Annotated in this window: 12 protein-coding genes; 7 read left to right on the forward strand and 5 right to left on the reverse strand. The window is 69.8% G+C overall.

The genetic code is table 11. The annotated features are described in order from the left end of the window. Positions 1-46 precede the first annotated feature (46 nt). The 3 genes from ACFQVD_RS35370 (at position 47) to ACFQVD_RS35380 (ending at position 4,737) form a co-directional block, all read left to right on the forward strand. The gene (locus ACFQVD_RS35370; RefSeq protein WP_343974987.1) at positions 47-745 is read left to right on the forward strand and encodes a response regulator transcription factor; all 699 of its coding nucleotides are present in this window, start codon (positions 47-49) and stop codon (positions 743-745) included. A gap of 336 nt (positions 746-1,081) precedes the next feature. After that, complete coding sequence (locus ACFQVD_RS35375) at positions 1,082-3,007, forward strand: ABC transporter (protein WP_343974984.1); 1,926 nt, start codon at positions 1,082-1,084, stop codon at positions 3,005-3,007. Then, entirely contained in the window at positions 3,004-4,737 is a 1,734-nt protein-coding gene (locus tag ACFQVD_RS35380) for a GTPase (RefSeq protein ID WP_343974981.1), read from the forward strand. The genes ACFQVD_RS35375 and ACFQVD_RS35380 overlap by 4 nt, the downstream gene beginning before the upstream one ends. Before the next feature lie 260 nt (positions 4,738-4,997). Here the strand turns inward: ACFQVD_RS35380 and ACFQVD_RS35385 are convergent, their stop codons facing one another. The 3 genes from ACFQVD_RS35385 to ACFQVD_RS35395 all read right to left on the reverse strand — a co-directional run bounded on the left by ACFQVD_RS35385 (position 4,998) and on the right by ACFQVD_RS35395 (position 6,745). Then, positions 4,998-5,342 carry a DUF1036 domain-containing protein gene (locus tag ACFQVD_RS35385; RefSeq protein ID WP_343974979.1) on the reverse strand — a complete coding sequence of 115 codons (345 nt, stop codon included), beginning with the start codon at positions 5,340-5,342 and terminating at the stop codon, positions 4,998-5,000. Positions 5,343-5,344: 2 nt separating this feature from the next. Then, positions 5,345-5,554 (reverse strand): hypothetical protein, encoded by a 210-nt coding sequence (locus ACFQVD_RS35390; protein ID WP_343974976.1) that lies wholly within the window; start codon positions 5,552-5,554, stop codon positions 5,345-5,347. Positions 5,555-5,815: 261 nt separating this feature from the next. Beyond that, entirely contained in the window at positions 5,816-6,745 is a 930-nt protein-coding gene (locus tag ACFQVD_RS35395) for a zinc-binding dehydrogenase (RefSeq protein ID WP_343974973.1), read from the reverse strand. Positions 6,746-6,844: 99 nt separating this feature from the next. Between ACFQVD_RS35395 and ACFQVD_RS35400 the strand changes: the two genes are divergently transcribed. Continuing rightward, positions 6,845-7,504: a TetR/AcrR family transcriptional regulator gene (locus ACFQVD_RS35400; RefSeq protein WP_343974970.1), complete on the forward strand. Its 660-nt coding sequence runs from the start codon at positions 6,845-6,847 to the stop codon at positions 7,502-7,504. A 158-nt stretch (positions 7,505-7,662) separates the two neighbouring features. Here ACFQVD_RS35400 and ACFQVD_RS35405 read toward each other — a convergent pair whose 3' ends face one another. Then, positions 7,663-9,129: an AAA family ATPase gene (locus ACFQVD_RS35405; RefSeq protein WP_343974967.1), complete on the reverse strand. Its 1,467-nt coding sequence runs from the start codon at positions 9,127-9,129 to the stop codon at positions 7,663-7,665. Positions 9,130-9,416: 287 nt separating this feature from the next. On the opposite strand from ACFQVD_RS35405, the gene ACFQVD_RS35410 reads away from it, so the two are divergent. Next, on the forward strand, positions 9,417-9,947 hold the full coding sequence (locus ACFQVD_RS35410; protein ID WP_343974964.1) for a pyridoxamine 5'-phosphate oxidase family protein: 531 nt from the start codon (positions 9,417-9,419) through the stop codon (positions 9,945-9,947). 108 nt (positions 9,948-10,055) lie between these two features. Here the strand turns inward: ACFQVD_RS35410 and ACFQVD_RS35415 are convergent, their stop codons facing one another. Continuing rightward, positions 10,056-10,220 carry a zinc ribbon domain-containing protein gene (locus tag ACFQVD_RS35415; RefSeq protein WP_364150317.1) on the reverse strand — a complete coding sequence of 55 codons (165 nt, stop codon included), beginning with the start codon at positions 10,218-10,220 and terminating at the stop codon, positions 10,056-10,058. 297 nt (positions 10,221-10,517) lie between these two features. Between ACFQVD_RS35415 and ACFQVD_RS35420 the strand changes: the two genes are divergently transcribed. Together ACFQVD_RS35420 and ACFQVD_RS35425 are read left to right on the forward strand one after the other, a co-directional pair. After that, on the forward strand, positions 10,518-11,729 hold the full coding sequence (locus ACFQVD_RS35420; protein WP_343974961.1) for a cytochrome P450: 1,212 nt from the start codon (positions 10,518-10,520) through the stop codon (positions 11,727-11,729). Further along, complete coding sequence (locus ACFQVD_RS35425) at positions 11,726-12,754, forward strand: NAD(P)-dependent alcohol dehydrogenase (RefSeq protein ID WP_343974958.1); 1,029 nt, start codon at positions 11,726-11,728, stop codon at positions 12,752-12,754. Before ACFQVD_RS35420 ends, ACFQVD_RS35425 begins: the two co-directional genes overlap by 4 nt. The last annotated feature ends 29 nt before the right edge of the window (positions 12,755-12,783 follow it).

Below are 12,783 nucleotides of genomic sequence, written 5' to 3' on the forward strand. Positions count from 1 at the left end.
AGCTTCGGCTGAGCTTCGTTCCAGAGAGGTGAGCGAGCCTCGGGGGGTGCTGGACAGAGTGGAAGCCCGATTGCTGGTCGTGGACGACGAACCGAATATCAGGGAGTTGCTCTCGGCCAGCCTGCGACTGTCCGGGTTCGAGGTGGTGACCGCGGTGGACGGCCGGGAGGCCATGCAGTTCGCCGAGCGCATCCGCCCCGACCTCGTCGTGCTGGACGTGATGCTGCCCGACATGGATGGCTTCGCCGTGGCCGGGCGGCTGCGGGAGATGAGCGGGCAGATGCCGGTGCTCTTCCTCACCGCGCGGGACGGCACCGACGACAAGGTCGCCGGGCTGCGGGTGGCCGACGACTACGTGACCAAGCCGTTCAGCCTGGAGGAGGTGCTCGCCCGCATCCGGGCCGTGCTCCGGCGTACCAGGGGAGACCTCGACCTGCCGGCCCGCCTGCAGGTCGGTGACCTGGAGTTGGACGAGGAGGCGCACCAGGTCTGGCGCTCCGGTGTCCCGGTGCGGCTGTCGCCCACCGAGTTCAAGCTGCTGCACTACTTCATGGTCAACAGCGGCAGGGTGCTGTCCAAGGCGCAGATCCTCGACCACGTCTGGAACTACGACTTCGGCGGTGACGCCGGGGTGGTCGAGTCCTACGTCTCCTACCTGCGCAGGAAGGTCGACACGGCCGAGCCGAGGCTCATCCACACCCTCCGCGGGGTGGGGTACGTGCTGCGCCCCCCGCACGGTGATTGAATTTTCAGCTGATATTCAGCACTACCTGACCTGATTCTGAGTTTTGTGTGTTCAAATAGACACTGCACGACCCCCGATCTCCTCGGAGCCATCCGATGGACTCGGGCTCGCCTCCAGCTGCGGGGGAGACGAGTCCGGCACGGTCCGCGGCCGGGATCCGAGGGCTGGGCCCCACCGCTTTACCGAGTTCGCCCCCGTAACCCGGTCAGGCGGTGGGGCCGATTTCGTCTGAGGGGGGCATGCGGCGACATGCCGGCCGGATTCGCCGCCGTGACCCGGGTGAGCGGTGGCACCGATCGCGTCTAGAGGGGCGTCCTGTCGGGCAGGATCGACCGTATGGGCGACAACGACGGTCTGCTGGAGACGTTGCGAGAGTTGCGGCGACATCTCGACCGTGACCTGTTCCCCCTCGCGATCGGCGACGTGGCGGCCGACCGCCGGGCACTGCGCGAGCTGACCGGCCAGCTCGACGACTACCTCATCCCCCGGCTGAGCGCCATCGACGCCCCGCTGCTCGCCGTCGTCGGCGGCTCCACCGGGGCCGGCAAGTCGACGCTGGTGAACTCCCTGGTCGGTACGGACGTCTCCGAGCCCGGCGTGCTGCGGCCCACGACGATGGCCCCCACCCTGGTCACCAGTCCCGCCGACCGCGACTGGTTCACCGCCCAGAACATCCTGCCCGGCCTGCCCCGCGTCACCGGGAGCGGCAGGGGCGAGCCCGGCACGCTCAGGGTCGTCACCACCGAGGCGCTGCCGCCGGGACTGGCCCTGCTGGACGCCCCCGACATCGACTCGGTCGTCACCGCCAACCGCGAGCTGGCCGCCCAGCTGCTCGCCGCCGCCGACCTGTGGCTGTTCACCACCACCGCCGCCCGGTACGCCGACGAGGTCCCCTGGGGTTTCCTGCGCTCGGCCAGGGAACGGAGCACGGCCCTGGCCGTCATCCTCTCCCGGGTGCCGCCGGAGGCACTGGGCGTGGTGCGCAAGGACCTGGCACGGTTGCTGGAGGCCAACGGCCTGGGCGGAACCCGGCTTTTCGAGGTGCCCGAGCTGGTGCTGCCCGAGGAGAACGCCCGGCTGCCGCGCCAGGCGGTCCAGCCGGTCGCCGACTGGCTCGCCGCCATCGCCGCCGACTCCCGCTCCCGCGCCGACGTGGTGCGCCACACCCTGTCCGGTGCGCTGGAGAGCCTCTCCACCCGCGTTCCCGCGCTCGCCGGAGCGGTCGAGCGCCAGCACGCCGGTGCCGCCGAACTGCGCTCGATGGCGGACGCCGCCTACGCCGTGGGCCTCGCCTCCTTCGACGAGGGCATGCGGGACGGGTCGCTGCTGCGGGGAGAGGTCCTGGCCCGCTGGCAGGACTTCATCGGGACCGGTGACCTGATGCGCTCCCTGGAGAGCCGGGTCGGCCGGCTCAGGGACCGGGTCGTGGCGTTCGTCACCGGGCGGCCCGCGCCGGAGAGCGAGCTGCGGGTCGCGCTGGAGAGCGGGGTGGAGGCACTGATCAGGGCCTCGGCCGACGGTGCCGCCGAGCGCCTGATGGAGTCGTGGTCGTCGCACCCGGCGGGACGCGCCCTGCTGGAGCGTGCAGGGGTCGCCACCGCGGGGCGCCTCGGCCGTGCCTCCGCCGACCTGCCCGCCAGGGCTCAGGAGGCGGTCAGGGGCTGGCAGTCGTACGTGCTCGACCTGGTCAGGAAGGAGGGGGCGGACAAGCGGACCACCGCCCGTATCACCTCGTTCGGACTCAACGGCGCCGGGCTGCTGCTGATGCTCGCGGTGTTCGCCTCGACCGGCGGCCTGACCGGCATCGAGGTCGGCATCGCCGGAGGCACCAGCGTGCTCAGCCAGAAGGTCCTGGAGGCCGTCTTCGGCGACCAGGCCGTCCGCACCCTCACCGTCAAGGCCCGCTCCGACCTGCGCGCCCGGGTGGCGATCCTGCTCGGTGCGGACGCCGACCGCTTCACCGCCCTGCTGGACGCCGTCCAGCCGCCCGAGAGCACCGCCCCCGCCCTCCGTGCCACCGCGGACGCGGTACGCGAGCACCTGCGCGAACTGCCCGTCGCGGACCGCAGGGCCGCCCTCTCACCGGGCTCCGCTCCCGAAGCCGAGGTGGTCCATGATGTCCGACGGCGGTCCGGTGGCGTCCAGCGCCCGGCGGGTGGGCAAGGGCCGCATCCGCCCGGCGGCGACGTCCCACGTATGAGTGGCGGGACCGATGACGGGGGGTCGCGCGCCACCGGCGCCGGAGAGGTGGGCGAGGCGTGAAGCTGCTGCGCAGGGAGAAGGCGGTCTCGCTGGACGACCGGCTGGCCGCGCTGGCGCGGGCCGCCGACCTGGCCGACGGGCGGCTGGACGCCGAGACGGTCGCCGTGGCGCGTTCGGTGGTCTCCCGCGCCGGGGTACGGGCGAGCCTGTCGGTCGACCACACCGTGGTCGCGCTGGCCGGAGCCACCGGCAGTGGTAAGTCCTCGCTGTTCAACCTGCTGTCCGGCACCTCGCTCGCCACGGTCGGGGTCACCCGGCCGACCACCTCGACCGCCCAGGCCGCCCTCTGGGAGGGCGGCGGCGCGGGACCGCTGCTCGACTGGCTGGGTGTCCCCCGCCGCCACGAACTCCTGGACACCTCGGGCTCGGCCGGCGTCGCTCCCGGCGTTTCCGAGACGCCCGCCCCCGGTCTCGTCCCCGATGCTCCCGTGCCCGCCGGGCAGCCGTCCGGGATGGACGGGGAGGCCGCCGGACTGATCCTGCTCGACCTGCCCGACCACGACTCGATCGAGCCTTCGCACCGGCTGGAGGTCGACCGGCTCGTCGAGCTGGTCGACCTGCTGGTCTGGGTGCTCGATCCGCAGAAGTACGCCGACGCGGCGGTCCACGACCGCTACCTCAGGCCGCTGGCCCGGCACCGGGAGGTCATGGTCGTCGTCCTCAACCAGATCGACAGGCTCTCTCCGGCCGCCGCCGAGCGGTGTCTGAAAGACCTCCGGCGGCTCCTCGACGCCGACGGGCTGGCCGGGGTGCCGGTGATCGGGGTCTCTGCCCGCACCGGCGCGGGTGTTCCCGAGCTGCGTTCCCTGCTCGCCTCCCGGGTCGCCGGCCGGCGGTCCTGGGCCGCCCGCCTCGCCGCCGACACCGGCATGGCCGCCGACGTGCTCGGAGAGGCGTCCAGCACCACCACTCCGGGAGAGAACCTCTCGATGGACGCTCTGGTGAAGCCGCTGGGGGACGCGCTGTCGGAGGCCGCCGGGGTGCCGACCGTCGTCGAGGCCGTGGCCAGGTCCCACCGGCACCGCTCGGTCGCCGCCACCGGATGGCCGCCCACCCGGTGGATCCGCCGCCTGCGGCCGGACCCGCTCCGCCGCCTCCGTCTGGACGCCGGCAGCCGTGCCTCCGGGGAGCAGGGGGACATCGTCGGGAGGACCTCGATTCCGGTGGCGACGGTCGTCCAGCGCTCCCGGATGGACAACGCGATCAGGGAGGCCGCGAGAGGCGCCTCGGCCGGGCTGCCCGCGCCGTGGACGACGGCCGTGCGGCAGGCGGCGAGGTCACACGAGGACGAGCTGGAGGACGGCCTGGACCGAGCGGTGGCCACCACCTCTCTCGGTGCCGCCCGGCGGCCCCTGTGGTGGCGGCTGGCCGGGCTGGCCCAGTGGCTGGCGCTGGCGACGGTGCTCGCCGGAGGGGCCTGGCTGCTCGCCCTGCTCGCCATCGACTACCTACGACTTCCGCAGCTCTACCTGCCGACCGCGGGAGAGCTGCCCTGGCCCACCACGCTGCTGATCGGGGGTGTCCTGCTCGGCCTGCTGATCGCGCTGCTCTCCCGGGTGGCCTCCTGGCTCGGCGGCCGGCGTCGCGCCCGCAGGGCGGCGAGGGCGCTGCGGGCGAGTGTCGACCAGGTCGCCCGCGAGCTGGTGCTCGATCCCATGGAGGAGGAGCTGGCCCGATACCACCGCTTCGCCGAAGCGGTCACGCTGGCCCGGAACGGGACTCGCAGGTGAGGTGGACGGGCCTTGTGCCCTGCCTGGCGAAGCCTGCCGAAGGTCACGTGCTCGTCGGCATGGGTCTCGATGCGCGGGGCGGGAGGCGGTCCGGTACCGTGCGGTTTCCGGCGGATGCTCTGGGGGCGAGCGCCTCCCGGTAGAAGGGGACGGACCCGGAGAAGGGAGATCGGTGTCCGTCACGCAGGAGGCGCTCAGTTGGGTCCTCACCACGGGGCCGGACGGTCGGTGCCGGTCGGGGCGTCAGGTGAGGAGGCGGATCAGGCGACGAGGTTGACGTAGTACGTGGAGTAGCCGTTCATGTCGATCAGACGGGTGCCCACGCGCCTGGCCGCGGTGCTGCCGATGTTGATGCAGGAGTCGAAGGCGTTCTGATAGACGTACATCGGGCCGTAGGCGCCGGTCCAGACGGCGCCGTTGGCGGCCTCGGCGTAGTAGGCGGCGTAGCGGTTGTTGGTGTTGAGGACGAACGCCTCGCCGCCCGGGTCGATGGCCCACCAGCCCCGGGTGCCCCACTGGCCGTAGTCGCGGCAGCCGTCGGGGCTGTAGAACATGATCGCGACCCACACCTTGGAGCCGTAGCGGTTACGGAAACGCAGCTGCATGTCTACTCCTCCGCTTCCGTGAATCGCAGGGCGAGGGGCCTGTCGTCGAGCGCCTCGCCGGCCACCGGGGGAAGGTGGTCGTCGCTCTTCGCGACGACCGCGACGCGGTCGGCCGCTCCCGGCCGCTCGCTCGTCTCTCCCGTGCTGGCCGCCGTGGCGTCCGCGAACGCCACCCGGGGGTCCGGGGGGTGTTCGGTGCCGTTGTCCGGCATGGTTGCTCACCTACATTCGTTTGAGTGCGTAGGGTGATCGAGAGACAACATACAGTCATGTTCAAGGTCATGTAAAGAATCGTTTTCATTTCCAACGGAGGGCCTGCCGGCGGATCTCGGAGTGGGGCCGAAAGGGCGCTGCCGACTCTTCCGTGATCCGGGTGTTTCCGCATGCCCCGCTGTGCGGAAACACCCGGATCATCAAGGAAAGAGCGTCTGGTCGCCTGCCCGCCGTTCGCGAATCGGGGAAACGCGACCGGCTCAGCCGATGTCGAGAACCGCCTTGCCGTGCAGCCTGCGGCCGCGGAGAGCCTCGACCGCCTCGGCGGCCTTGTCCCAGCCGCCCCGCCAGGAGATCTGCGGGTCCAGGCGGCCGGCCGCGACCTGCCCGGCCAGCCAGGTCAGGTCCGGTGCCAGGTCCGAGCAGGCGAGCAGGAAGAAGGTGACGATCGAGCGGTCGTGGCGGCCCTGGTCGCCGAACAGCGCCCCGAACGGGAAGTGCTCGCCGTCGCTGGTCGCGTGCCCGACGGACACGAGTGTGCCGCCCTCGGCGAGCTTGTCGAAGCCGTCCACGAGTTGGCGTCCGCCGACCAGTTCGACGATGCCGTCCACCGGGGCGTCGACCTCGGACGGCCCGGCCACCACCTCGTGCGCACCCAGCGCCCGCAGGCCGTCGCCGTGCGCTTCGGGGTCACCGGTGGAGGCCACCACGTACGCGCCGCCGAGCCGGGCGAGCTGCACGGCGTACCGACCGACTCCGCCGGTGGCACCGGTGATCAGTACCCGTCTGCCGACGATCGGGCCGAGCCGGTGCAGGGCACGCAGTGCGCTGGCGCCCGCCACCGGGACGGTACCGACCGCGCCGAGGTCGGCGCCTTGCGGCACCGTGCCGATCAGCTCCGTGTCGACGGCGCGCAGCTCCGCCCACGCGCCGTCGGCGGCGAGCGTCACCACCGGGGTGCCGGCGGCCGGGCCGGAGCCGTCGGCGGCGGCTCGCTCCACCACCCCGGCCGCGTCCCAGCCCGGCACGCTGCCCTCGGGTGCGTTCTCCAGGCCGAACTTGACCTCGCCGTAGTTGAGGGAGGTCGCGGCCACCCTGATCAGCGCCTGGCCGGGGGAGGGGTCGGGATCGGGGGCCTCGCCGAATCGCAGTCCACCGGCTAGGGAACGGTCGACAAGCAGAGCACGCATGGGTCTGTACGCCTTTCGTGAGGGCATCGGCGATCATCATAATGCCACTGAGTGGCATAAGCCTATAAGGGGCATTCATGCTCCGTTAGACTGGCCGCGATGACCACACCGATCACTCCCGCCGACCGGCTGCCGCTGCGCGAGCGCAAGAAGCTCCGCACCCGCCAGGCGCTGATCGACACCGCTCTGGAACTGTTCACCGAACGGGGTTTCGACGGCACGACACTCGACGAGCTCTGCGCGGCGGTCGAGGTCTCCAAACGCACCTTCTTCCGTAACTTCAGCAGTAAGGAAGACGTGGCGATGGCGCCCGTCCACGATCTGTGGACCGTCTTTCTCGACGACCTCGAATCCCGCGAACCCGGTGGTCGCTCCGTCCTGGAGATGCTCCAGGACGCCCTGCTCACCGCCCTCGACCGAATGCCCACCGAGGGCTGGGAGGACCGTGTTCGGCTCAGCCGCCGACTCGCGGAGAAAACCCCCTCGATGGACGCGCACGGCCTGCACTTCTGCGACCGCACCAGCCGCGCCGCACTCGCGGTCCTGCACCGCAGGTTCAACCTGGCCGATCCGCGCGACCTGCGCCTCAGGCTCGCCCTCGACATGCTCGTCGCCGCGTTCCACTGCGCCCTGGAGACATGGACATCCCGGCCCGGAGCCCCCACCCGCGCCGAACTGGCCGCCCACACCCGCGACGCCTTCGCCGCGATCCCGAGCAGCCTCACGCTGACCCTCGGCCTGCGGGAGGAAACCGGGTGACGTCTTCGGCCGTACGCCCGGATACCGGCGGCGGACGATGAGCCACGTCGCGACGGCGGTGACGGTCTCCGAGGGGTCGCCGACGACGTGCGGGCGGCTGCGGGGGAAGGTGATCGAGTCGCCCTCGGCAAGGGTGACGATCTTCGAACGTCGGAAGCTCAGGCACCCTCGTAGAGACGGGCCAGGTCAACGAGTTGTACATCCACGCGGGTCTGCGTGGCTTCTCGCAGTTGAGGCATGAAGCCGGCGGCGCTGAACAGTAGCAGCCGGGTGCCGGGGGTGGCGCGGTCGTCGCGGCGGATGAGCAGCTCACGGAGGCGCTCAAGGCGCTCAAGGTGGCCGCGGCCGATGACGTCGCCGTACTTCGCCTCACCGATCGCGAGGATGACCTCTTTACCCTCGCTGTCACGACCAAAGACGACGACGTCGATTTCGTGGCTGTTCCTGGCCGCCGGGTCGGGCAGGATCCCGGAGGCGACGTGGGTACGCAGACCACCGAGGGTTTCGGAATGGGCGTACCAGCGTGTCCAGGTGCGGGCGAGGTGTTCGAAGTGTGGACCGAGGACTTTGCTGCGAAACGCCGTCTGCGAACGGTCCCAGACCTGCCCGGCATAACCGGGACGCTCCAGGTCGGTCCATTCCGGCCTCATGATCGCGTGATAGAAGCTGAGAATGGGTTCGGTGATGCGGTAGGTGGAACGCTTTCCATGGAAGGCGTCCGGATCTCGGGCGATCATTCCGACGTCTTCCAGGAGCGTCAGGGAATGACTCAGGTCGGTGGACTTGCGGCCAAGGTATCCGGCGATGCCGCCGCGGGTGTGGTTGCCGTTCGCGATCGCCGACAGAACACCGTGATACAGGGCGACGTCCCGTAGCTCCGGTTCTTCGGCGAGGAGGAAGCGGGCTTCACGGAACAGCGGGCGCCCCGGGTTGAGCACGTTGCGGATCACCCACGGTCCAAAGTCCTCGATGCCGTCGGGGACGTCGCCAAGGGTGAACTCGCGCCGATAGGCGGGAGTGCCACCAACGACGGCGTTGACGAGCAGCGCCAGGGCGGGATCGGAGATGTCCCAGAAATCCCGGGCCAACCGGTAGTCAAGAGTGGGGACCACCAACTCCAGGCTCGCCCGGCCACGGAGCGGCGCGGTTCCCGCGAGCAGCGACCCCATGAAGGACAGTGCCGACCCACACAGCAGGAGCCGTATCGCGCTGCCCTGACGTTGCCCCTGAGGGCCGAGGGCCCGTTGGATCAGGGAGGGAAGCTGCGGAGACGCCTTGGCCAGATAGGGAAACTCATCGATGACCACGGGAGTCGGTCCGGCGGCGATGGTCATGAGGAACTCGATGGCCTCGTCCCAGTGCGCGAACCTGCGCGGGACCGGCTCACCGAGATGGCGGGCGAGTGCCGTACCGAACTGCTGGAGAGACTCGGTCTCGGTCGCCTCGGTCGCGGCGAAGTAGAACCCTCCCGTCGCCCGGCAGACCGCGTCCAGCAGGAAGGTCTTACCTTGACGACGACGTCCGGACACCACGCCCAGAGTTGCCTCCGGTCCCGGGTAGCGGACGAAGCGCGACAGTTCCGACCACTCGTAGTCACGGTCGAACATCCCTACGGGCTTGTCCATGATCACCCCCATTAATGATGAGCATGTTTATTATAGGTCAACTCATCATTGACTCTCAGGAGTGAGAGTGAGCGGGCGCCCAGGCCGGGGTTCGCAGGCAGGGGAGATCCCGCCGCCGCGCATGCCGTCGGTGTCGCCGGGTGTGGCATCCGGCTGGGCGGCCCGCCGAGGGCCGCGAGACGGGTGAGGAAATACGACACAAGGTGTCGGGTTTTGGGTGGAACATGGATTCACCGGTCGGCGTCGACGGCGTGTGGACCGGGCCCTACGGATGGACAAGGACTCTAATGCGCGAAACGCCCGAGGAGCTCAAAGAGCTTCAGGCCCTTCTCGACGCCTCCCTCTCCCGTTCCACCTCGCACCTCCGCTCGATCATCAGCGGCGAGCGCACCCTGACCGCGGAGCAGCTCACCCAGGTTCTCACCGGCATGTGCCCCCTCGCGCTGTCCACCGTGACGGCGAAGGGCGAGCCGCGGATCAGCGGTGTGGACGGGCACTTCCTGCACGGAAAGTGGCACTTCGGCACGGCGCGCAACGCCGCCAAGGCCCGCCACCTCGCCGCCCGGCCCGCGGTCAGCGCCGCGCACATGCGTGGTGAGGAGCTTGGCGTGTTCACGCACGGCACGGTGGAGATCCTCAACCCCCAGGACGGCGAGCCGGCCGCGGACTGGCCGGACCTGCTCGCGTACTTCAAGGACTTCTACGGCGACGATGCCTTCGACTGGGACAACGACGTGGTCTACTACCGGCTGCATCCGCACTGGACGACCGTCTATGCCTCCGACGTCGCGAAACTCATCGCGGCGTCCCAGCCCTGATCCGCAGCACAGCCCCTGGCGGGACCATGTCCCCTATGTTCGAGCCGGTTGGGTCTCGGTCGTAAACGACCGAGCGTGCAGCTCCTCGCCGTCGATGGGTTCGACGGTTCAGGCCGCGTCGTCGGCAGCGTGACTCACTGCCCAGCCCGCCATACCGCGCGAGGCGATGTCGCGGGCCGCGTTGACGTCGGCGTGCTCAGCGAAACCGCACGACGTGCAGGAGAAGGTGGCCTGATCGGGCCGGTTCCTCTTGTCCAGAATGTGGGTCGAGATCCTCGGCGTCGTTCAAGGTGTTGGCGTCATCGCTCAGGCGCACCGCCTGCAGTCCGAGAGCGGCTTCGGCCCTTCGACGCCCAGCACTCTCAACGTCGACGCCTTCATCGGTTGTTGACTCCCGGAGGGAGGGTGCCATAGGTTGCGTGCAGCGATACTTCATAGTATCCCACGAAATTTCGTGACTCATGATCCTAGTGATGCCTGCTGAATCACGGCATCACGGTGGGGTGGACAGCCCGCCCAACGTTTCGGCAACGAGCGGGCGCCATGGCCGCGAGTTTAGGAGACAGGAACATGGAGACGGCGATGTCCAACGCGGCACAGCTACCGACCTTCGATCTCAACGAGCCGGGGGCGCAGGACGAGCTCTACGAGCGCTACGCGGACCTGCGCTCCAAGAGCAGGGTGGTCCACAGCGATCGCTTCGGCGGTTACTACATGCTGACGCGATACGAGGACATCAAGGCCGCGCTCACCCAGCCTGACCTGTTCGCATCCGGCCAGGGTGTCACGATTCCCCATTTCGGACTGCCGATCCCGGCCCTTCCCCTGGAGGCGGACCCGCCCGAGCACAAGGCCTTCCGCGCCTTGCTGCTGCCGCTGTTCCGGCCCAGGCAGGTCGCGAAGTTCGGGGAGTACGTCGAGGAGGTCACCGCCGAGCTCATCGACGCCTTCATCGAGCGGGGCGAGGCCGACCTCAAGGCGGAGCTGTGCGAGGTCGTCCCCTCGCGCCTGACCGAACTTTTCCTCGGCCTGCAAGACGGTGAGTGGCAGCGGCTGCGCAGCTTCGGTCCGAGGCTGCTGCAGACCTCCCGGGAGCAACTGCTCGCCGAGAACGAGGAGGTCGCCCGTGAATTGATGTCGTTCTTCCGGGAGGTGCTCGACCGCAAGCGGGCCGACCCCAAGGACGACCTGCTCAGCCTCCTCGTCACCGCGGAGGTGGACGGCGCGCCGCTGGCCCCGGACCAGGTGCTGGGAATGGCGATCCTGGTCGGGGAGGCCGGGCACGCCACCACGATCAGGTCGCTGACGAGCACGTTCTTGATGTTGGGCCTCGACATGGAGCTGCGGCAGCGGCTGATCGACGACCCGGCGCTGATCCCCGCCACGATCAACGAGATTCTCCGGCTCGAAGCGCCGTCGCAGATGTTCGCCCGGACCGTCACCCGGGACTGCGAGTTCGCCGGGCACCGGTTCAAGGCCGGCGACAAGGTCGGAATCCTCTTCGGCAGCGGAAATCGTGACGACAAGGTCTTCGATCGACCGGACGAGGTCGACCTCGAGCGCAAGCCCAACCCGCATCTGTCGTTCGGCGTCGGTATCCACCGCTGCGTCGGAGAACCCCTCGCCCGGCTCGAAATGCAGGTCGTCATCGAGCAGGTGTTGCGCCGTCTGCCGGACTACCGGCTGAAGGATCCGGACAACGTCGAGTGGCTCCCCGGGTTCCGCCGGGAGCTGGCCACCCTGCCCGTCACCTTCTCCGCAGGCGCCAGGACGACCGGATGAGAGCGTTCCGTCTGATCAAGCCAGGCGAGCCGCCGGCAGTCGTCGAGGTGCCCACTCCCCGACCGGGACCGGGCGAGGTGCTGGTCAAGGTCGCGGGGGTCGGCGCCTGCCACACTGACGTCACCCTGATGGACGCCGAAGCCGGTTTCACGCCCCCGCTGCCCTTCACGCTGGGGCACGAAGTGTCGGGGTGGGTTGCCGAGCTGGGCGAGGGCGTGACCGGGCTCCACGTTGAGCAGCCCGTGCTGGTCTACATCTCGTGGGGGTGCGGACGCTGCATCCGCTGCGCGAGCGGACTGGATCACTGGTGCTTCAACGGGGCGAACCTGGCCGGGATCGGCCGCGATGGGGGGCTGGCCGACTATCAGCTCGTCCCCGACGCGCGTTACGTCGTCCCGCTGCCAGAGAACCTTGACGTGTTCGAGGCCGCTCCGTTGGCGGACGCCGGTCTGACGCCGTACCACGCGATCCGCCGCTCCGCCCACAAGCTGGTGTCGCCGATGTCGACGCTCGTGGTCGTCGGCGTCGGAGGGCTCGGGCACCTGGCGGTCCAGATCGCGCGGGCGACCTCGGCCGCCACCGTCGTCGCCGTCGACATCAGCCAGGACAAGCTCGAGTTCGCGCGCAAGCTCGGTGCCCACCACGCGATCCTGGCAGGGCCCCACGCCGCGGCGGCGGTGAAGGAGGTGACTGCGGGCCGTGGTGCCGACCTCGTCGTGGACTTCGTCGGGAGCGACGCCAGCGGGGCTTTCTGCGCCGCCGCAGCGGGAAGTATGGCCGAGATCACGCTCATCGGTGGCGCAGGCGGATCGATAACCGTCGATCATCGCTCGCTGCAGCGCGACACCTCGGTCACCCGCTCCGGGATGGGGTCCATCCCCGACCTGCACGAGGTCGTCGCGCTGGCAGCGTCAGGAGCGATTGGAGTCGAGGTCGAGAAGTACCCCTTCGCCGAAGTGGACGCCGTCTACGATCGACTCAGGAACGGCCAGGTCAAGGGGCGCGCGGTCATCACACTGGACTGACGCGGGACGAAGCCGGGTCCACCGCTCCG

The sequence above is a fragment of the Streptosporangium amethystogenes subsp. fukuiense genome (genome assembly GCF_042665875.1).
GTDB lineage: Bacteria > Actinomycetota > Actinomycetes > Streptosporangiales > Streptosporangiaceae > Streptosporangium > Streptosporangium fukuiense.